Source organism: Glutamicibacter uratoxydans, from assembly GCF_006539925.1.
Taxonomy (GTDB): Bacteria; Actinomycetota; Actinomycetes; order Actinomycetales; family Micrococcaceae; genus Glutamicibacter; species Glutamicibacter uratoxydans.
Window position 1 is genome coordinate 1 of record NZ_BJNY01000019.1, and the last position, 19,001, is coordinate 19,001.

21 protein-coding genes are annotated in these 19,001 nt (G+C 61.9%); 15 read left to right on the forward strand and 6 right to left on the reverse strand.

Translation table 11 applies throughout. The features are described from left to right. Positions 1-97 precede the first annotated feature (97 nt). Positions 98-475 (forward strand): DUF3021 domain-containing protein, encoded by a 378-nt coding sequence (locus AUR04nite_RS14505; protein WP_141366389.1) that lies wholly within the window; start codon positions 98-100, stop codon positions 473-475. A gap of 113 nt (positions 476-588) precedes the next feature. Here the strand turns inward: AUR04nite_RS14505 and AUR04nite_RS14510 are convergent, their stop codons facing one another. Further along, a complete protein-coding gene (locus tag AUR04nite_RS14510) occupies positions 589-1,311 on the reverse strand; it encodes a Pr6Pr family membrane protein (RefSeq protein WP_141366391.1) in 723 nt (240 codons plus the stop codon). Between the two features lie 125 nt (positions 1,312-1,436). Between AUR04nite_RS14510 and AUR04nite_RS14515 the strand changes: the two genes are divergently transcribed. Next, the gene (locus tag AUR04nite_RS14515) at positions 1,437-1,973 is read left to right on the forward strand and encodes a YdeI/OmpD-associated family protein (RefSeq protein ID WP_141366393.1); all 537 of its coding nucleotides are present in this window, start codon (positions 1,437-1,439) and stop codon (positions 1,971-1,973) included. Here the strand turns inward: AUR04nite_RS14515 and AUR04nite_RS17965 are convergent. Both AUR04nite_RS17965 and AUR04nite_RS14520 read right to left on the reverse strand, forming a co-directional pair. After that, positions 1,970-2,122 (reverse strand): hypothetical protein, encoded by a 153-nt coding sequence (locus tag AUR04nite_RS17965; RefSeq protein WP_170184224.1) that lies wholly within the window; start codon positions 2,120-2,122, stop codon positions 1,970-1,972. The genes AUR04nite_RS14515 and AUR04nite_RS17965 overlap by 4 nt on opposite strands. Further along, entirely contained in the window at positions 2,123-3,148 is a 1,026-nt protein-coding gene (locus AUR04nite_RS14520; RefSeq protein ID WP_246055547.1) for a LacI family DNA-binding transcriptional regulator, read from the reverse strand. It abuts the gene before it with no gap. Positions 3,149-3,296: 148 nt separating this feature from the next. Here AUR04nite_RS14520 and uriH point away from each other — a divergent pair, with 148 nt between their 5' ends. The 10 genes from uriH to AUR04nite_RS14570 all read left to right on the forward strand — a co-directional run bounded on the left by uriH (position 3,297) and on the right by AUR04nite_RS14570 (position 11,393). After that, complete coding sequence (gene uriH / locus AUR04nite_RS14525) at positions 3,297-4,265, forward strand: uridine-preferring nucleoside hydrolase UriH (protein ID WP_141366395.1); 969 nt, start codon at positions 3,297-3,299, stop codon at positions 4,263-4,265. A gap of 117 nt (positions 4,266-4,382) precedes the next feature. Next, the gene (locus AUR04nite_RS14530; RefSeq protein ID WP_141366397.1) at positions 4,383-5,081 is read left to right on the forward strand and encodes a dienelactone hydrolase family protein; all 699 of its coding nucleotides are present in this window, start codon (positions 4,383-4,385) and stop codon (positions 5,079-5,081) included. 55 nt (positions 5,082-5,136) lie between these two features. Next, positions 5,137-5,568, forward strand: coding sequence for a universal stress protein (locus tag AUR04nite_RS14535; RefSeq protein ID WP_141366399.1), 432 nt, complete (start codon positions 5,137-5,139; stop codon positions 5,566-5,568). A 64-nt stretch (positions 5,569-5,632) separates the two neighbouring features. After that, positions 5,633-6,352: a substrate-binding domain-containing protein gene (locus AUR04nite_RS14540; protein ID WP_141366401.1), complete on the forward strand. Its 720-nt coding sequence runs from the start codon at positions 5,633-5,635 to the stop codon at positions 6,350-6,352. 39 nt (positions 6,353-6,391) lie between these two features. Continuing rightward, positions 6,392-7,180: an enoyl-CoA hydratase/isomerase family protein gene (locus AUR04nite_RS14545; RefSeq protein WP_141366403.1), complete on the forward strand. Its 789-nt coding sequence runs from the start codon at positions 6,392-6,394 to the stop codon at positions 7,178-7,180. Next, positions 7,177-7,848, forward strand: coding sequence for an alpha/beta hydrolase (locus AUR04nite_RS14550; RefSeq protein WP_141366405.1), 672 nt, complete (start codon positions 7,177-7,179; stop codon positions 7,846-7,848). The genes AUR04nite_RS14545 and AUR04nite_RS14550 overlap by 4 nt, the downstream gene beginning before the upstream one ends. Positions 7,849-7,857: 9 nt before the next feature. Next, positions 7,858-8,754, forward strand: coding sequence for a carbohydrate kinase family protein (locus tag AUR04nite_RS14555; RefSeq protein ID WP_141366407.1), 897 nt, complete (start codon positions 7,858-7,860; stop codon positions 8,752-8,754). Next, positions 8,755-9,549 carry an HAD family hydrolase gene (locus AUR04nite_RS14560; RefSeq protein WP_141366409.1) on the forward strand — a complete coding sequence of 265 codons (795 nt, stop codon included), beginning with the start codon at positions 8,755-8,757 and terminating at the stop codon, positions 9,547-9,549. Then, on the forward strand, positions 9,546-10,274 hold the full coding sequence (locus AUR04nite_RS14565; protein WP_141366411.1) for a glycerophosphodiester phosphodiesterase family protein: 729 nt from the start codon (positions 9,546-9,548) through the stop codon (positions 10,272-10,274). Before AUR04nite_RS14560 ends, AUR04nite_RS14565 begins: the two co-directional genes overlap by 4 nt. A 333-nt stretch (positions 10,275-10,607) precedes the next feature. Continuing rightward, positions 10,608-11,393 (forward strand): hypothetical protein, encoded by a 786-nt coding sequence (locus tag AUR04nite_RS14570; protein WP_141366413.1) that lies wholly within the window; start codon positions 10,608-10,610, stop codon positions 11,391-11,393. Positions 11,394-11,397: 4 nt separating this feature from the next. On the opposite strand, the gene AUR04nite_RS14575 is transcribed toward AUR04nite_RS14570, so the two are convergent. Both AUR04nite_RS14575 and AUR04nite_RS14580 read right to left on the reverse strand, forming a co-directional pair. Beyond that, positions 11,398-12,126, reverse strand: coding sequence for a CDP-alcohol phosphatidyltransferase family protein (locus AUR04nite_RS14575; protein WP_141366415.1), 729 nt, complete (start codon positions 12,124-12,126; stop codon positions 11,398-11,400). Between the two features lie 285 nt (positions 12,127-12,411). Next, positions 12,412-13,389 (reverse strand): hypothetical protein, encoded by a 978-nt coding sequence (locus tag AUR04nite_RS14580; RefSeq protein ID WP_141366417.1) that lies wholly within the window; start codon positions 13,387-13,389, stop codon positions 12,412-12,414. 93 nt (positions 13,390-13,482) lie between these two features. Between AUR04nite_RS14580 and AUR04nite_RS14585 the strand changes: the two genes are divergently transcribed. The 3 genes from AUR04nite_RS14585 to AUR04nite_RS17970 are packed head-to-tail and all read left to right on the forward strand — an operon-like array spanning position 13,483 to position 17,443. Next, positions 13,483-16,671: an HAD-IA family hydrolase gene (locus AUR04nite_RS14585; protein ID WP_141366419.1), complete on the forward strand. Its 3,189-nt coding sequence runs from the start codon at positions 13,483-13,485 to the stop codon at positions 16,669-16,671. Positions 16,672-16,722: 51 nt separating this feature from the next. After that, positions 16,723-17,247 (forward strand): hypothetical protein, encoded by a 525-nt coding sequence (locus AUR04nite_RS14590; protein ID WP_141366422.1) that lies wholly within the window; start codon positions 16,723-16,725, stop codon positions 17,245-17,247. Between the two features lie 19 nt (positions 17,248-17,266). Then, on the forward strand, positions 17,267-17,443 hold the full coding sequence (locus AUR04nite_RS17970; RefSeq protein WP_170184226.1) for a hypothetical protein: 177 nt from the start codon (positions 17,267-17,269) through the stop codon (positions 17,441-17,443). 58 nt (positions 17,444-17,501) lie between these two features. Here AUR04nite_RS17970 and AUR04nite_RS14595 read toward each other — a convergent pair whose 3' ends face one another. Next, positions 17,502-18,908, reverse strand: coding sequence for a sugar porter family MFS transporter (locus tag AUR04nite_RS14595; protein ID WP_141366423.1), 1,407 nt, complete (start codon positions 18,906-18,908; stop codon positions 17,502-17,504). Positions 18,909-19,001 lie beyond the last annotated feature (93 nt).

A 19,001-nucleotide genomic window follows, 5' to 3' on the forward strand; every position in this document is an offset into this window, starting at 1 on the left:
TCGCGCACAAATGGAAATGATCCTCAATCAGATTGATTGGGGATCATTTGCTTTAACAACTCTAGGAAAACAACTTCCAGTTTGTTAGCCTCCGAATATGAGAACGCCGCTGAAAATTGTCTTGGCCGCTGGGATTCCCCTGCTGATTATGAGCGGCATTGGGACGGCACTTCTCATCCAGGGCGATGTCTACGCAGGACGTTCGACTTTGGCAGTAGGCGTCGTCATTGCCGCTGTATCGGGTGCGGCATTTATTTATCAGGTCGAAAAGTGGGGCCTGCTTAAGCAGACGGTGATTCATTGTGTGCTGATGCTTGTCACCGTATTGCCCGCTTTTATGCTTGCCGGCTGGTATCCGATGAGGTCTTCAATCGACTTCCTGATCATTCTGGGCATCTTTGCTGCCTTTGGCGTGGTGCTGTGGGGTTCGATGTTTCTGCTGTTCACCAAAGTCCTGCCAAAGCTGAACCGATAAGTCGCCCGTACTTCCTCTTGGGAAGAGCGGTGTTCTGCGCTGATTGATATCGATCTGGGTAGGCATTCCGCTATTGGCCCTTTTAAACCTCTGCTTGGGTTCAGGCACGCCCGTCAATGCATTTGCTTTGCAGGCGCCTGAGATTTTGCTCCCCGAGGACGGCGCCCCATTGCCACGACAAGGAAGGCGACGATGACAATCGCCGCGGCGATGCCTGCAACATAACCGAGGACTGGGCCCCAGCCGCCTTGGATGTGCGGGTTGAGGAAGGGATAGGGGTACCACCACGGCAGTCCGGTTGCTGGTGCAGTGGTGAAAGGACCCCGGATGAACGTATAGGCGAGCCAAAGTACTGGGAAAATCAATGCCACGGTGGCATGCTTCCATGGAAGCGGCCTGGTACTGCGGGCAAAAAGGCTGTCAATCAGCATGTAGGCAGGGCCGAGCAGGTGGAGAATTTCGTTTGACCAAGGCACGGTGGTCCCCTGGTCGAGCGCAATGTTGCGCAGCAGCAGGTTGTACACCACTCCGGTGACGATCATGTAGGTCGAAGCGCAGGCCAGCAGCAAGGCCAGCCACAGCGGTTCTTGGACAGGGCGGGAAGAGCGCATCATCCAGGCAGCGGCAATGAACAGGGTTACTGCACAGAACAGGTTCGACAGAATCGTGAAGTAGCTGAAGAAATTGACCATGGTCGTTGCAAGGTCGCGGTGCAGGTCAAGGGTGACCGAGATAGTCATCTGCGCCTGGGCTATGATCGCCGCAATGATCAGTACTGCGGCCGAGCCTCGTGCAGCCAGCCAGGCGTGCCATGTTCTTCCGTGGACCTCGGTCATGGTGCAGCTTTCATCTCACGCTAAAATACGACATCTGACATGTCGAAACCTATCATGATGGAAGCTTCCGCACGAGGGTCGGCTAAGAGTCGGGCTGAAAGTTATTTGAGGTGAAAGTAGTAGTCATGGCCGAAAAGCGCGAGACCATCAACTTGACTGGCACAGTGAGAACTGCCGCCGGCCGCCGCATTGTTGCATTCGACGAGCACTCCAGCCGGCAGCTGCCAAGCCGCGGTCAAGTTGCCGTGGATGTCATGGATGAAACTGGGATCTTCACGGTTGTCATCGAGCCCGACGGGCGCAAAGGGCATTGGGTGGCAATTGACGGCCGCGGCCCGCTGGCCGTTGATGCAGCCGACGGCCAGACGCTTGAACTGCAGGTGGCGACCGGAGCTGACTGGCCCGAGGTGCTCGTTCCGGCGGACCTGGCTCAGGCGCTGGAAGAAGCGCCGGAGCTGCATGACACCTGGCGGTCGCTGACGCCGATGGCCCGCTGGGAATGGGTGCGGTGGGTTGGAGCTACAAAGAACCCTGCCACCCGAAGCCGCCGCGTGGAGGTCAGTATCTCCGAGCTGCGCGGCGGCAAGCGCCGCCCCTGCTGCTTTGACCTGTCGTCCTGCACCGATCCAGACGTGGCCAAGGGCGGCAAGCTCATGTCCTAGGGGCCAACGATGCGAAGCAGCCAGTAGCCCTCGGGCTCCGGATCGAAGATCAGGCTCAGCACGCCGCTGGAGAGCACGATCATTCCCAAGACCACCGCGAGTGCGATGACGGCTGAGGCGATGGCGAAGAACTTGGTGTCCCGCTTCAACTAACGGGCGCCTTCCGGCTGCGTGGACCCGCGGACCATCAGGGAGCTTGGCAATGTGGACTGCAGCTCCTGCGGGCTGCGCCCATCAAGGATCTCGCGCAGCTTCAGGGCCGCTTGCCTGCCCATCTCGGTGGCATTCAGGCGCACGCTGGTGATGCCGGGGCTTGAGGTCGCCGAATACGGAAGGTCGTCGAACCCTGCCACCGCCAGCTGCGAAGGGATGTCGAGGCCCAGTTTCCGCGCCGCATGCAGCACGCCGAAGGCGTGGTTGTCGGTAGCGCAGCCGAGGGCGGTGACGCCGTCTGCCCGCCAGGAATCCCAGCGCTGTTCGAAGAGCTCCGAGGCCACCTTTACGTCGATCATGCAGCTGTCGATGGATGATGGAAGGACTTCGATCCCATAGCGCTGCGCCGCCGCGAGAAAAGCCTCGCGGCGCACCGTCAGGGTGTCGGTTCCGGTGCTCGCATCCAAGTAGGCGGCCTTGGTGTGGCCGAGCTTTGCGAAGTGCGCGACGACATCTTCCGCGCCCTGGGCTACATCCATATTCACCGCCGGGATGGATTCGTCGATGCGCGGCGCGTCCAAGGCCACCAGCGGCAGGGGACCGGCCAGATCGTCCAGGAATTCTTGGGTGGGGGCGTGCACCAGCAGTCCGGCCGGGCGCAGGCCCAGCAGTCGGCGGGTTTCTGCGGCGCTGGGGGACAGGCCCGCGTCGGTGACCGAGAGCAGCAGCTGGTAGTCGTTGCCCAGCACCGAGCGCACGCCGGTGATGACCTTGGCGAAGAACGGGTTGGAGATGTCGGGGGCCACCAGAATCACCAGGGAGCTCACGCCCTTGGCCAGCGAGCTGCCGATGCTGTCGACGTAGTATCCAAGCTCGCGGATGGCTTCGAGCACCCGCTCCTCGTTTTTCTTGGACACCCGGCCGCTGGACTTGCCGTTGGCCACGAGCGACACGGTTGCGGTCGACACCCCTGCATGTTCGGCGACCATGGCCGCGGTAACCCGACGCGCTGGCTGCTTCATTGCAGGCCTTCCCTCAGTGATCATGGAACCATACTAGTTCGCTTTGCTATCGAAGCGGCATATTAGTTAAGCGCTTGACGAATCTGCCGGTTTGCCGGAAGAATCATTAGGGTACCCCCATCGACGAAGCTCAAGGACGCGCCAACCCATGGACCATGCAGCAGCACCGCGCAAGATCATTCTGGACTGCGATCCGGGGCACGACGACGCAGTGGCGATGATCCTGGCCCATGGAAATCCCAAGATCGACCTGCTGGCAGTGACCACTGTGGCGGGCAACCAGACCCTCGAGAAGGTCACCGCCAACGCCCTCGCCGTGGGCACCATCGCAGGCATCGTGGACGTCCCCTTCGCCGCCGGCTGCCCGCGGCCGCTGGTGCGCGCGGCGGAAACCGCAGGCGATGTCCACGGCGACTCCGGAATGGACGGGCCCGCCCAACCGGACCCGCGCATCGAGCTGGACGAACGCCACGCGGTGGACCTGATCATCGAAACCATCATGGCCCATGAGCCGGGCGAGGTCACCCTGGTGCCCACCGGCGCGCTGACCAATATCGCGCTCGCCGTGCGCAAGGAGCCGCGCATCGTCGACCGGGTGCGCGAGGTGGTCCTGATGGGCGGCGGCTACCACACCGGAAACTGGAGCGCGGTGGCCGAATTCAACATCAAGATCGACCCGGAAGCCGCACATATCGTCTTCAACGAGCCGTGGCCGGTCGTGATGGTGGGCCTTGACCTCACCCACCAGGCGTTGGCTACCAGGGATGTGGTCGAGCGCATCGAGAAGATCGGCACCGGGCCCGCCAGGTTCGTGCGCGAGCTCATGGACTTCTTCGCCCAGGCCTACCGCGACACCCAGGGATTCGACGCGCCTCCGGTCCACGACCCCTGCGCCGTCGCCTATGTCATCGACCCGCAGATCGTGCGCACGATCAAGGCCCCGGTCAGCGTGGAGCTGCGCGGCGAGCTGACCCTGGGGATGACGGTGACGGACTTCCGCGCACCGGCCGGCGACGAGTGCCACACCTCGGTAGCTGTGGATCTGGATCATGCAGGATTCTGGGATCTGGTCGTCGATGCATTGCAGCGCATCGGGGAAGTCCCCTTGGGAAAGTAAAAAGTAGTGGTCAACACATTGAAGATTCTTCAAAAAGTGATTGGCGTCAATGCCAAAAAGGCCTTTAGTTCCATAGACTGATTATCAGTGGATATTCAGTGAAATGAAGGTTGTGAGATGGCAGAAAAAACTCCGCACCAGAACGTGACATTTGAATCCGCGGGAACCGAAGCCCACGGCTACCTGGCACTGCCGGAATCCGGGTCCGGACCCGGCGTCATCGTCATCCAGGAATGGTGGGGGCTGACCGACCACATCCGCGACGTTGCCGACCGCCTGGCGGCGCAGGGCTTCGTGGCACTGGCTCCCGACCTCTTCGGCGGCTGGATCACCCATGACGGCGAAGAAGCAGGACGCATGATGTCCGAGCTGCCCGAAGAAAAGGGCGCAGAACTTCTGGCTGGCGCCGTCGACTTCCTGCTGGGCAGCGAAGCAGTCACCAGCTCCAAGCTCGGCGTGATCGGCTTCTGCATGGGCGGCGGATTCGTCCTGCAGCTGGCAGCCCAGCAGGGCGAAAAGATTGCGGCGGCAGTGCCGTTCTACGGGGTCGGCCAAGGCGTGCCCAACGACTTCAGCGGCGTACGCGCAGCCATCCAGGGCCACTATGCAAACTTCGACGACTTCTACCCCGTGGAAGAAGCCCGCAAGCAGGAAGAGCAGATCCGCCGCGAATCGGGCGCCGAGGTCGAGTACTTCTACTACGACGGCAAGCACGCCTTCCACAACGACGAAAACCCCGCCGGAAACTATGATCCGCAGCTAGCGAAGCTCGCCTTTTCGCGCGCCGTGGACTTTTTGCGGGCAAAAGTAGCTTAAAACCCATAAAGTGGTATGCATCACTTAAAGACTCATCACTAAACAAGGAGAAAATATGTCAGAGACCATCATCGTTGGAGTCGACGGTTCGGAAACCGCACAGCGTGCAGCTCGCCGCGCAGCTGAACTTTCGCTCAAGCTGGATGCCGAGCTGGTAGTCATCACCGCCCACGCATCGGACAACACCGAGGTAGTTTCCATCGGTTCCGATACCTGGATCCTGGACGACGCAGAGCAGGCACGCAAGCTTGCCCAGCGCGTAGCTGCCGACGTTGAAGCTGCAGTCCCAGGTGCCAAGATCACCGCGGCCGCAGGCCACGGCAAGCCAGGCGATGTGCTGATCTCAGCTGCGGAAGACCGCAAGGCCTCGATGATCGTCGTCGGCAACGTAGGCATGAAGGGCCTGGGCCGCGTGCTCGGCTCCGTCGCTTCCTCGGTAGCCCACTCGGCTCCATGCGACGTGCTGGTCGTCAAGACCGACAAGTAGTCGACAGCATGCTGGCGGGCACTTCGGTGCCCGCCAGCGGCGTTTAACCCGTAGGCTTAAGCACGTGCAAAAACTTCGCGTTTCCTTCGTAGCAGGCGTCACCCCGGGCAAGTGGATGGATCGATTCACCGAACGCTACCCGGAGGTCGAGCTGGTCGCCGCCCGCCAGGACTTCGGCGACGTCCTGGAGCTGCTGGCCAAGGACCAGGCTGACGCGGTGTTCGTGCGCTACCGCGGAGACTCGCCCAAGGATGCCACCCGCCACGTGATCCCGCTCTACGAAGAGCTGGAGGTGCTCTGCGCCGCCAAGGACCACGACGTCGAGTACTACGAAGAGACGATCCCCGAAGAGGCGGCCGCCGGCTTCCCGCAGCTGGACCTGGCCGACTACCCCGAAGAGGTCGGCGGCATCCCCACCGCCATGGAGGTCGTCGCCTCCGGAGCCCAGGTGCTGCGCGTACCGCAGTCCATCGCCAGGCTCTTCCACCGCAAGGACGTCATCTACCGCGTGATCGAGCCGGGCGCCCCGACGATGATCGGCATCGCCTGGCCCACCGCCATGGAAGACACCCGCATGGTCGACGAATTCATCGGGATCGTGCGCGGACGCAGCGCCAACTCCTCGCGGCAGACATCTGTGCGCAACAGCGAGCAGCAGGCCAAGCGGATCAACGACAAGAAGAAGGCAGTGGCCAAGGCCAAAGCCCAGGAAGCAGCCAAAAAAGCCAAGCAGCAGGCCAAAAAGCAGGCCCGCAGCGGTTCCAAGGGGCGCAAACGCCGCTAAGGCTAGTAGGTGATCCACAACTCATGAGAGAGTTTGGGTATGTTGCAATTCGATACCCTGTCGCTGTCCGCCAAGGACCAGGCGCTCATTTTGACCATCAACCAGCCCAAGAGCATGAATGCACTGGCCCGCGAGGTGGTCAACGACCTCGAAGCATTCCTCGACTGGTTCGAAACCACGGGTTTTGAATACCGCGGCGTGGTCATCACCGGCGCCGGAGAAAAGTCATTCGTCGCCGGGGCGAACATCGTGCAGATGAACACCATGGACGAGGCAAGCTTCATCGCCTACGCCCGGCAGATGCACTCGGTCACCGAACGCCTCGAGGCCCTGCAGGTCCCGGTCATCGCCGCGGTCAACGGCTTCGCCCTGGGCGGCGGCTGCGAACTGGCACTGGCCTGCGACTTCATCTACTCCTCCGAGCGGGCAAGCTTTGGCCAGCCGGAGGTCAACCTGGGCCTGGTCCCGGGATTCGGCGGCTCCGTGCGCCTGCCGCAGCGCGTGGGCAAGGCCATGGCCCGCGAACTGATCTTCACCGGGCGGCGCATCAAGGCCGAGGAAGCGCTGCGCATCGGCCTGGCCAACCGCGTGGTTCCCGCAGATGAGCTCATCGACGCGGCCGTGGCGGCCATCGCCGAAATTGCTGCAGTTTCCCCGACCGCGGTAGCCATCGCCAAGCGCGCCATGGTGTCAATGGACGGGCTGAATGTGCACGATGCGCTGGCCAAGGAGGCCGACGCCTTCATCGCCGCCTACCACACCGAGGATTCGGTGGAAGGCAGGGCCGCCTTCGTCGAAAAGCGCGCGGCGGTATTCCCCGGAAAATGAGGATGCACTACGGGCAGCACCAGGACCAGTGGGTGGACTACTACGCCCCCGAGCACACCACCGCCAACGGAGCGGTGCTGGTCATCCACGGCGGGTACTGGCGCGAAAAATACACTGCTGAGCTCGGGGCGCCGCTGGCCCAGGACCTGGCCGCGCGCGGGATCCCCGCCTACAACCTGGAATACCGGCGCGGGCCGGGCAGCGCCGCACAGATGCTGGCCGACGCGAAGCTCGCGGTGGGGCTGATCAGCCAGGAAGGGCCGATCACCGTGATCGGCCACTCCGCCGGCGGGCACCTCGGCGCGCTGCTGGCCGCCCACGATCCGCGCATCACCCAGGTCATCAGCCAGGCGGGGCTGCTCGACCTGTCCCTGGCGCAGCACCTGAAGCTGAGCAATGACGCGGTGGACGAGCTGCTGGGGGAGGAGCCGCGGCCCAGCTACGACCCGGTGGAATTATGGCCGGTGCCGGCCCGTGTCATAATCTTTCATGGACGCGAGGATGCGGATGTGCCGGTCAAGATCGCGCGCAGCGCCGCGCAGAAAGCCGCCGCGCTGGGGCAGGAACACAGCTTCACGCTCTTCGACGGGGACCACTTCACCTGGATCGACCCGCACAGCAGCCAATGGGCGGCCTGCATCAGGGCGCTGTCGCCCGTGCACTACTAAAGGAGAAGCATGAACCCGACGGTCATCGGCGAGGCCCTGGTTGACGTTCTGGCGTCAGGGATCGCGCCGGCGCAGGAATTCGTGGGCGGCAGCCCGCTGAATGTGGCGGTCTCGCTGGCCCGGCTCGGCTACCCGGGCACGCTCATCTCCCGCTGGGGCGACGACGAGAACGGCAGGAAGATCGAATCCTACCTGGACGCCAACAACGTCAAATACGTGGGCGGCAAGGACGACGAGCCGACGGTGCTGGCCCACGGCATCCTGGACCCCGCCGGCGGCGCCAGCTTCGCCTTCAACGCCTTCTGGCAGATGCCAAGGGTCGACGAGCTGCCGCAGGACACCGAGCTGGTGCACACCGGCTCCATCGCCACCCTCTTCAGCCCCGATGAGCTGCTGCCGCTGCTGGTGAAGGCCCGCGGCCACGCCACCATCAGCTACGATCCGAACCTGCGCCCCTCGCTGGTCTCCAGCCACCCGCAGACCGTCGCCCAGGTGGAGCAGTTCGTCGCCCAGGCCGACGTGGTGCGCGTCTCCGGGATCGACCTGAAATGGCTGTACCCCATGCGTTCGGTCCACGACTCCGCCCGCGCCTGGCTCAAGCTGGGCCCGGCGATCATCGTCGCCACCGCCGGATCCCGCGGCTGCTGGGGAGTGGTGCGCGCCGGGGAAGCGGAACACGAATCCCCGCAGGTGGAAGTCACCGACACCGTGGGCGCCGGAGACACCTTCACCGCGGCGCTGCTGTGCTGGCTGGGCGAGCAGGGCAAGCTCGGCGCGCAGCAGCGCGGTGCACTGGCTGAGCTGAGCGTCGAGGAGCTGTCAGGCGCCCTTGAATTCGCCTCCCGCGCTGCCTCGGTCACCGTGCAGCGCGCCGGGGCCAACCCGCCGCGCCGGGCGGAGCTGTAGATGATCAAGCTCATTGCATCGGACCTGGACGGAACCATCGTCGCCAAGGACGGAACGATCAGCGACCGCACCCGGCAGGCATTCCTGGCCGCCAGGGAGTCGGGGATCCAGATCGTCTTCGTCACCGGCCGCCCCTTCAGGTGGCTGACTCCCATTGTCGAGGCCTTCGGCGGGCTCGGCACCGTCATCTGCTCCAACGGGGCGCTGCTCTACGACCTGGAACAGGACAAGGTCATCTGGTCCCGGACGCTGCCTGCCAGCACTGCGCGCCAGGCCGCCGAGATCATCCTTGACCATGAGCCCAAGGCTGCCTTCGCCGCCGAAACCACCAAGGGCCTGCACCTGGGCCCGGGCTTCGCCGACAGGCACCACGACTTCGGGGTGCAGGCGGACCTGGACCTGGGGAACCCCGCGATCGACGCGGAGGGCATCGTGAAGTTCTTGGCGCGCTCCCCGCACCTGGCGATCGACGACTTCTACGCCGCCGTGGCGCCGGATTTGAGCGACCTGCTCTCCGTCACCCACTCCGCGTTCGACGTCTCCCTGCTGGAAATGGCGCATGTCAACATCCACAAGGCCAATACGCTGGGCGAATACTGCCGGCGTCTGGGCATCGAAGCCGATGAGGTGATGGCCTTCGGCGACATGCCCAACGACATCCAGATGTTGCAGTTCGCGGGACACGGCTACGCCATGGCCTCCGGCCACCCGCAGACGCTTGCCTGCGCACAAAATATCGCTCCGCCGCTCGCCAGCGACGGCGTAGCCCAGGTGATTGAGGGCCTGCTTAAATGACCTATGCCTTTTCCCACAGGGGAGTCCGCAACGGCCTGGAGGAGAACACCCTGATCGCCTTCCAGCGCGCTGTCGACCTGGGGATCTCCCATCTTGAATCCGACGTCCACGCCTCCAAGGATGGCACCGTCTACCTCTTCCACGACCACACCGTGGACCGGATCACCGAGGGAGCCGGAGCGTTCAACGACTTCACCGACGAGCAGCTGTCGCAGCTGCGCGCCGGTGGAGAAAAGTTGTGCACCCTCGATGAAATGCTTGATGCCTTTCCGCACGCGCTGCTGAACCTGGACGTCAAGGACGAACATGTCGTCGGCCCGCTGGCTCAGCTGATCGAGCGCCGCGGCGCCCACAACAACATTGCCTTGGCCTCTTTCGACACCAAGCGCAGCGCGAAGGTGGCCAGCCTGCTGTCGCGGCATATCCGGCGCTCGCCGGGCGAACTGCGCATGGTGCTCATCTGGCTCTTTGCCCACGCTATAGGACGGATTCCACAGCGGCTGATCAAGGACTTCTGGGCGGTGCAGGTCCCCTACAAGCACGGGAAAATTCCGGTTGCCACCGCCCGCTTCATCAAGGCGGTGCACCGGGCAGGATCCCAGGTACACGTTTGGGTGGTCAACGACGAAGAAACCATGCGCACATTGGTGGCGAAGAAGGCAGATGCAATCATGAGCGACGACGGCCAGCTGCTGATGAGGGTGCTGAATTCGAAGAATCGCTGAAAATCAGTACTCCGGATGACTTTGGGCGCCACAAGCTCTCGGCGGCAAGAAATTCTGCATTGATTTAAGGTTCTCTAATCAAAAAAGTTGAATTTCTGAAACGCGATCTCATACGTGGGTATTAGATACAGTTTTCGGGGGCGGTTTATATCGCTTATCCGGCCAATTGAGCAGGGCCTGAATAATTCCTGCTGAGGCTAAAATTCTTTCATGCCTATTAGCCAGCGGTTCACATTATCCAGCCTCCGCGCGAACTCTCCCCAACGGCTGGCCTCGCACCCCGCGCTGGCTTTCAGGAGCTTGAATGAACGGCTGGTGCGCGAGGTGGCGGGAGTGCAGCGCATCGCCGACCTCACTGCCCGCAATGTGCGCATCATCGGAGCAGCAGAACTGCTCGATGCCCGATCGGTTCCGACTGCGCTTCGAGAACTCCTGGAAAACGGCTGCTTGGTGCTCTTCATTGAAGCCGACGCGGAGCAGCTGGCAGAACTGGGCATGCGCTTTGGCCCTTGGCTGCACCGGGTGGATTCGAGCACGGAGACAACCGGGCTGTACATGCTGAACGTGGATCGTATTATTCATACTCCGCTGGGCCAGACGGCGGCTGTGCGCCGGGCCTTGGCTGGGATGTCGACAGTGAAAATGCGCAGCGCGGCCATCAAGGAAATCGGCTCCGAGATAGAGCTGAATCGTGCAGGGTGGTTGTCGAGAACAATCCACAGCCCGCATTTCCTGGTCTATATTCTGGTTTTCGTTTATTCGTCCCTGCGAGCCCTGCCGGTGGTTTTTATCAAGCAGTTCCACGGCAGTCTCGTGGTCTTGTGGTCCATCGACATCATCACCGCGGTTCCCTATACCTGGGGCGTGCTGGCGATGCTCTTTGCCAAGCGCTGGCAGGTGCGCCTGGCCGGAACGCTGACGACCTTGGTGACCTTTGTGTCGCCCTATGTGTATTTCTGGTTGCACGGCAGGAACTACCCGCCGTATGTAGCATTGATCATCCTTGGACTGACACTGCTTAGCATTTTTCTGGAACTGGGCAAATTCAATGAAGAACGCCGGCTGCGGGCGCGCTATGCAAAAGCCGCCGCAACAGCATGCGCTGCGGCGGCGGCTTAGCGGGCTAGCTGCGTTCTGCGGCGGCTTTCCATGTTGCCGCCACCGAGCGGATCAGGCCAAGGGCTACCAGCCACACGCCGGAAGCGATCCAAATAATGGTCGTCCAGATATTGGCTTCCGGATAGCCCACAACCATAATCGCCGAAGCCGCGATCCATGCCGCCGCCGCCGCGATGTTCACCGGCATCAGGCGCTTGACGCGCAGCGGGTGCACAAAGGCAATGGGAGCCCAGGTCAGGATCGAGAAGATGATGACGATGATGCTGGTAACGACGATCGACGGACTGATGAACCAGAGCGCCAAGGCGACGATGTTCCACGCCGCCGGGAAGCCCATGAAGTAGTAGTCATTGGTCTTCATCTGCGCATTGGCATAGCAGAACATCGAAGTCAGGTTGATCAGCACCAGCAGGAAGACGCCCCAGGCGCCTTCGCCAAGCAGGCCGGTCTTGAACATGAACAGGGCCGGTATGAAGGTCCACGTCAGATAGTCGATGATCGAGTCAAGGATGACTCCGTCGAAGTTCGGCGCATATTTTCCCACCTCGGCGGCCCGGGCCATCGAGCCGTCAACACCGTCGACCACAAGGGCGATGCCCAAGTACAGCCACATGAGCTTGGGCTGATTGTCCGACAGCGCCAGCAGCGCCAGCGTCGCCCAAATGATGCCCGTCAGGGTGAAGGCGTGTACAGCCCAGGCGGTAATGACTTTATTACGTGGAAGCGATGACATCCGATGCTTTCTTGGCGGGAGGAGCGGACCGGGCAGTCCCCCTGTGCAATGCAGAATGATGCTGCGAATCCTGAAAGCAAAATATCAGCGGGGCGTTTTGTCCACCGAGTTATGATACCGCCGAAAAATCCGAATTTGTTGGATTTTTCATCAAAGAATCTCTGCAGGAGGGCGATAGCTGCCATGAAATCACGGGTTGAAAGTCAACCGTCAAAATAATGTGAGCTTCAGTACCTATGAGTTATTCAATAGCTGAAACGCTTTCAAAAACAATTATTCGCGCGCCTAGCCCAAGGCCAGCGTGTCGAGGACCAGCTGCGAGTGGGCGGCCAGCTGCTCGTCGTCGGCGTCCAGCAGCAGGCGCAGCCAGGTTTCATGCTGCGACAAGGAAGCCACGAAGACCGCGGGATCGATCAGGCTGTAGAGCTCATCGGGGGTTCCATAGGCAGCGAACTCGCCGAGGTAGGCCGCGAGGACTCGCATGACGCGTTCGTCGTCCATGCTGCAGTCCCAGGCTTCGCACATCGCAGCCAATGGCACCGCCAGCGATGAGAAGGGGTGCGCCCAATGGGCGGATCCAAGGTTCAAAATTCGACCGTGCACGCCGGTTTCTGCCGGGACCACCACCTGGGCAAGATCAAAGGCGCCGTGTTCGAGGCTCAGCGGCACTGGCCCCGCATGCAACGCCTGGGCCGCCGTATTGAGCCTGTCGATGTGGGCGACCAGGGAATCAGCACGCGAGGGATCAAGATACAGCGGGTGGGACGGATCCAGAGACACGTGGAGCATGAGCGCCTGCTCGAACTGCTCCGGGAGGAACTGCGGGTCCACCACGGTAACGCCCGAATCGAAGAAGTCCTCCTCGTGTCCCATCAGCGCCACCTGGAACGAGCCGAGCGAGGCCAGCGCAAGCTCCCAGGTTTCAACGGTGTCGCCCAGATCGGCAAGGGTATGCCCGAAATCGGGGCTGAGCATGTAGCCGGCCATGCGGTCGATGGCCAATGGCATGACTACCTTGTCGGGAATTAGTTCGCCGGCTTTGACCGTTGCCGCCGCTTCGGAGGCAAGACCTGGCGCGGCGGCGCTGAAAATCAGGTCTGCCGCGTCGGTATGGACAATTGCTGAAATCTGGTGCAGGTCGGCAGGCCAAAAGTCGGGGCCGCCAACCCTTGAAATGCCGTAGGCGCTGCAGGCCTGGTCGATCCACTCGGCGGCCGCTTCACGCCAGTCATCGCTATTCCATACATCTATCCACTGAGCCACACCCTTATCGTAGTATGCGAAAGCAAATGCGTTCAGTTGCTACCGTAGGGACTACGGCCAGTATTTGCTCTTTTCTATCGAAGGATTTCGATCGTGAACGCTTTTCGCCCCCACTACCGGCACCGTGACTACAAGGCCGTGCTTTTCGACCTCGACGGCGTCCTGACGCCTACGGCACTGCTGCACCGTGTTGCCTGGCAGGAACTTTTCAGCGGCTTTTTTGCGCAGAAGCACCCGGATGTTCCCGGATATACAGTCGACGACTACTTCACCCTGTTGGACGGCCGGCCCCGCTACGACGGGGTGGCGGCGGTGCTTGAATCGCGCAATATCTCGCTGCCCTTCGGCAGCCCCAGCGATGACCCGGGCTATGGCTCCATCTGCGCGCTGGGAAACCTGAAAAACAGTGTCTTCACCAGCGTGTTGGAGCGCGACGGCATTGAACCTTATGCCGGGTCCCTGGCATATCTTCACCAGGTGCTGGATGCCGGGCTGGATGTCGCAGTGGTTTCATCATCGCGCAATGCCCGTGCGGTGCTGGCGGCCTCCGGCCTGCTGCCGTTGATTCCCGTCATCATGAGCGGCACCGAGGCCACCGCCCGGCAGCTGCCGGGCAAGCCGGCCCCGGATACCTTCACCGCCACGGCGCAGGACCTCGGCTGGCGCCCCGAGGAATGCGTGGTCATCGAAGATGCCTCCAGCGGCGTGTCTGCAGCGCGGGCAGGAGGCTTCAAAGTGGTGGGCGTGGCCCGCGAAGACAACGCCGAGGACCTGATGGACGCCGGGGCCCACTTCGTTGTCGAAGACTTGGGCGAGCTGGTTTCCGCGGAAGCCGCCGATGCCTGGGAATATGATTCCTGGTCGATCACTCGCTCGGGCAGCCGCGATGAAACCGGTGCTCAGGACACGGTCTTCTCCCTGGGCAATGGCTTCCTCGGGGCTCGTTCGGCGCAGGTCGGGCTGGGGGAGCAGGTGGGCGGCAGCTTCATCAACGGCCTGCATGAGACCTGGCAGATCCGCCATGCGGAGGGCGCCTTCGGCCTGGCCGAAACCGGGCAGACCATGATCTGCGCCCCTGACTTCCGCACCCTGCGCGTGTTCATCAACGACGAGGCGCTGGAAATCGGCCGCACCGAGATGCTGCGCGATGACCTGAGGCTGGACTTCCGCGAAGGCGCGCTGATCGCCACCACCCTGTGGCGCACCGCCGAAGGCCACCGCGTGGCGGTCACCGCCCGCACCATGATTTCCTTCACCGACCGCCACCTGGCGGTGCAGGACCTGCATGTGCGGCTGCTCGATGCCCCGGCCCATGTGCTCGTGCAGTCTGCAATCATCGGCTACCGCTCCCAACGCCCGGTGGCTACCCCGGAACAGCTTGATGAGACCGGTCCCGGCTTCGATCCGCGCAAGGCCGAGGAGTCAAGCAAGAACCCGCTGACTCCCGCCGGCCACACCCAGCAGGGCGCCCGGATGGGCATTTCCTATGACGTTGCAGGCTCGGGCATGAGCGTGGCTGCGATGGTAGAACACCAGGTCAGCACCACCGGCGGCGGCAACCCCCAAGTGGAGATCAACCGCACCGTGGCCGAGGACCGCGCCGAAGAGATCACCAGCGTCCGCTTGGAGGCCTCCCAAGGGCTGCGCGTTGCAAAGTTCGCCGTGTACCACTGCTCGCGGCGTCACCCGGCCCAGGAGATGCTCAAGCGATCCACTCGCGCACTGGGACATTTGGTGCCGCGCGGCATCGACGAGCACTTCCGCACCCAGCGCGACTTCATGAAAGAGTATTGGAAGCGCAGCGACGTGGTGGTGGAAAGCCGCGACAAGCTGCTGCAGCGCAAGATCCGTTGGAACCTCTTCCAGCTGGCCCAGGCTTCTGCACGGGCCGATGGGCTGGGCATCAGCGCCAAGGGTGTCAGCGGCAACGGCTACTCGGGTCACTATTTCTGGGACACAGAGATCTACGTGATGCCGTTCTTGACCTATACAAATCCGCAGTGGGCGCGAAATACCCTGCGGGCAAGGGTCTCCATGATTCCGGCGGCCCGGCGCCGCGCACACATTATGAACGAGGCAGGCCTGCTCTTCCCGTGGCGCACCATCAACGGGGAAGAAGCCAGCGCCTACTACCCGGCGGGCACCGCGCAGTATCACATCAACGCCGACGTGGTGTATTCGATGAACCGCTACCTCACCGCGGTGGAGGACGACGAATTCCTGATTGCCGGCGGCGCCGCCATCCTGGTGGGTACTGCGCGCATGTGGGTTTCGCTGGGCTTCTGGCGCGGCAGCGGCAGCAGCGAACGCTTCCACATCTACGGGGTGACAGGCCCGGATGAGTACACGGCTGTGGTCAACGACAATGTCTACACCAACGTGATGGCGCGCTTCAACCTGCAGCGCAGCGCCCGATTGCTGCGGGAATTCGCACAGCGCCATCCGCGGGACTATAAGCAGCTGGCCACTGAGCTGCAGCTTGATGCCCAAGAGCTGGAAGAATGGGACAAGGCCGCCGCCTGCATGCATATCCCGTACTCGGAAACCGTGGGAATCCATCCCCAGGACGAGCATTTCCTGAACCGCGAGGTCTGGGACCTGGCAAACACCGGACCCGACAAGCGCCCGCTGCTGCTTCACTACCACCCGCTGGTGATCTACCGTTTCCAGGTCATCAAGCAGGCGGACACGGTGCTTGCCCTATGGCTTCGCTCATCTGATTTCACCCACGAGCAGAAGCTTGCGGACTTCAACTACTACGACCCGCTGACTACCGGAGACTCGACGCTGTCTGCCACCGTGCAGTCGATCCTCGCCGCCGAGGTCGGCTACCGGGATCTTGCATGGGAGTACTTCGAGCATGCGCTGAACGTGGATCTTGAAGACCTGCATAGCAACACGTCCGACGGCGTCCATGTGGCTTCCACCGGCGGCGTCTGGTCGGCGCTGGTCTACGGCTTCGCCGGGCTGCGCGATGACGATGACAGGCTGTGCTTCGACCCGCGGCTTCCTGACCAGTGGGGTTCCATGAGCTTCAAGCTGGCATGGCATGGCACTCGGATCCAGGTGAAAATTCTGCCGCGCAGCATTGAGTTCACCCTGCGCGGTCCGCACTCCCGCCCGGTGTGGGTGCGCGGTGTGCAGGTCGACCTGCCGGTGGATGAGACCATCAGCGTGCCCTTGGACGACCAGGGACCGCGTCGTGAAGGACGCCCGACCTTGGAACATGTCCTTTCCCTGCAGCAGGAGGTTGGAGCGGAGATCCCCACCAAGGCCTGGTAGGTCTGTGGATAACCAGAAACCCGAGATCTGATTTGTGGATACCATGCCTGCATGGCTTCCAATCCACAGCCCGCGGGTGCCGCCCTCAAGCGCGCGGTCCAATGGCTCGGCTTCTGGCTTGCCGCTTTTGCGGCATTGTCGGTGGCGGTTCATTGGTCTGCGCATGAGGGCGAGCTGAAAGCAGACATCGACTGGATGCTCACGTCATTTTCTGCACCGCTGGTATGGATAGTTCAGGAAATGCCTGCCCCGCTAGCGACTCTGATCGTGGGATCGGCAGCCCTTGCTACAGGGCTGTTGGGATGGAGCCAGAAGCGGAAAGCTGATCAAAAAGCAGAATGGTGGCGCAGGATCCAATACTCGATCGATCTGATTACTTCAGAAAAGAAAGACGAAGTCATTGTAGGTACATTGATTCTTGCGCATCTTGGCAATGAGAATCCTCAAGGGAAGATATTGCTTCGCAGGAGCACCCCGATCTCTGACCACAGTGATCGTGAGCTTTTCAGAATAATTGCCGAGAAATTGATCGGCCAAGTTGAAAACAACGGAGCTAAACTAAAAGAAGGCCCCTAGGTTTAATGAGGGAGTAGCGATGGACGACAACAAGGATCCAAATGTTTACGCAGATCCTGAGGTTCAGGCTGCGCTCAAGGATCTGATTTCTGCGTTGGATAAGGTTGATCAGGAACAGCTCAGAGCAAAGTCGCCACTAAGAAATATTATCAATTTGATCTTTCGACGGCCGACGCAAGTCCCTTTGAATCATTAGACAAAAAGTTCTGCCAGGATGATCTGGCAGAACTTTTCTAGTTGAAGGGCCGAGAAGCCTACAGCTTCATCTCCTCCAGGGTGCGCCCCTTGGTTTCGCGGATCATGAAGATCACGAAGATCAGCGAGAGCAGTGCGAAGAAGGCATAGATGCCATAGGCCAGTGCTAGTCCAGCCTCAGCCAGCGCCGGGAAGGACGTTGAGACCACGAAGTTGGCAATCCACTGGGCCGAGGCTGCGACGCCCAGAGCCAAGGCGCGGATGGAGTTCGGGAAGATCTCGCCAAGCAGCACCCAGACGACCGGTCCCCAGGTGGCGCCGAAGCCGATCACGAAGAGGTTTGCGGCGACCAGCGCGACCATGCCCCAGGAGCCCGGCAGGGTCAGCGCCCCATCGACGGTGACGGCCTGGGCGAAGGACAGGGCCATCGTGCCCAGCGACAGGGTCATGATGATCGAGCCGATCATCAGCAGCGCCTTGCGTCCCAGCACGTCGATGAGCAGCACTGCGATGACCGTGGCGACCACGTTGATCACGGAGGTGATCAGCGAGATGGTGAAGGAGTCCGACTCGGTGAAGCCCACCGACTTCCACAGCGTGGTCGAGTAGTAGAAGATGACGTTGATGCCCACGAACTGCTGGAACACTGAGAGCAGAATGCCGGTCCATACCAATGGGTGGAAGCCGAACTTGCCCAGCAGATCGCTCAAGCGCTGGCGGCGTTCGACATGCACGGTGGCGCGGATCTCTTCGATCTTCGCTTCGGTGGATTCGCCCGGCTCCATGCCCATGTCGCGGGTCAGGATCAGCGCGGCGTCGACAAAGCGTCCGCGTTCCACCAGATAGCGGGGAGATTCCGGAAGGCGCAGGGCCATCAGGCCGTAGAAGATGGCCGGCACCGACAGCGACAGGTACATCCAGCGCCAGGCGGCCAGGCCGAACAAGCCCGTGGCATCTGCCGAACCCATCACGTAGACCAGCAGCGCCGAGACGAGGAATGCGACGAAGATGCCAAGGACGATGGCCATCTGCTGCATGGAGCCCAAGCGTCCGCGGTGCTCCGACGAGGAGATCTCCGCGATGTAGGCCGGCGCGATCACCGAGGCGAAGCCTACGCCGATGCCACCGATGATGCGCCAGAAGATCAGATCGCCCGGGCCGAAGCACAGCCCGCAGCCCAGGGCCGAGACCAGCAGCAGGATGGAGGCGATGAGCATGGTACGCACTCGGCCCACGCGTTCGGAGACCATGCCTGCCACCCAGGCGCCGAGGGCCGCGCCGAGCAGTGCGCAGGACACGGTGAAGCCGATGGCCACGGCGCTCAGTGAGAACTCCGCCTCCACGGCATCAACTGTTCCGTTGACGATCGAGGAGTCGTAGCCGAAGACGAATCCGCCCAGGGCCGCACCCAGGGCAATGAAGATGAGTCGCGCGGAAATCTTTCCGTCAGATGTTATCGCAGTCACAGTTGCCTATCGTAGCGGAGGGAATCAATTTTGGAAACCATCCTTACAATACTGTTTTTTCGTTAAACAACAGCGGCGGCGGGCCTGGGCCCG

Coding starts and splice junctions, on each gene's coding strand:
- AUR04nite_RS14505 (WP_141366389.1), top strand. CDS start 98: ATGAGAACGCCGCTGAAAATTGTCTTGGCCGCTGGGATTCCCCTGCTG.
- AUR04nite_RS14510 (WP_141366391.1), bottom strand. CDS start 1,311: ATGACCGAGGTCCACGGAAGAACATGGCACGCCTGGCTGGCTGCACGA.
- AUR04nite_RS14515 (WP_141366393.1), top strand. CDS start 1,437: ATGGCCGAAAAGCGCGAGACCATCAACTTGACTGGCACAGTGAGAACT.
- AUR04nite_RS14520 (WP_246055547.1), bottom strand. CDS start 3,148: ATGAAGCAGCCAGCGCGTCGGGTTACCGCGGCCATGGTCGCCGAACAT.
- uriH (WP_141366395.1), top strand. CDS start 3,297: ATGGACCATGCAGCAGCACCGCGCAAGATCATTCTGGACTGCGATCCG.
- AUR04nite_RS14530 (WP_141366397.1), top strand. CDS start 4,383: ATGGCAGAAAAAACTCCGCACCAGAACGTGACATTTGAATCCGCGGGA.
- AUR04nite_RS14535 (WP_141366399.1), top strand. CDS start 5,137: ATGTCAGAGACCATCATCGTTGGAGTCGACGGTTCGGAAACCGCACAG.
- AUR04nite_RS14545 (WP_141366403.1), top strand. CDS start 6,392: ATGTTGCAATTCGATACCCTGTCGCTGTCCGCCAAGGACCAGGCGCTC.
- AUR04nite_RS14550 (WP_141366405.1), top strand. CDS start 7,177: ATGAGGATGCACTACGGGCAGCACCAGGACCAGTGGGTGGACTACTAC.
- AUR04nite_RS14555 (WP_141366407.1), top strand. CDS start 7,858: ATGAACCCGACGGTCATCGGCGAGGCCCTGGTTGACGTTCTGGCGTCA.
- AUR04nite_RS14560 (WP_141366409.1), top strand. CDS start 8,755: ATGATCAAGCTCATTGCATCGGACCTGGACGGAACCATCGTCGCCAAG.
- AUR04nite_RS14565 (WP_141366411.1), top strand. CDS start 9,546: ATGACCTATGCCTTTTCCCACAGGGGAGTCCGCAACGGCCTGGAGGAG.
- AUR04nite_RS14575 (WP_141366415.1), bottom strand. CDS start 12,126: ATGTCATCGCTTCCACGTAATAAAGTCATTACCGCCTGGGCTGTACAC.
- AUR04nite_RS14590 (WP_141366422.1), top strand. CDS start 16,723: ATGGCTTCCAATCCACAGCCCGCGGGTGCCGCCCTCAAGCGCGCGGTC.
- AUR04nite_RS17970 (WP_170184226.1), top strand. CDS start 17,267: ATGGACGACAACAAGGATCCAAATGTTTACGCAGATCCTGAGGTTCAG.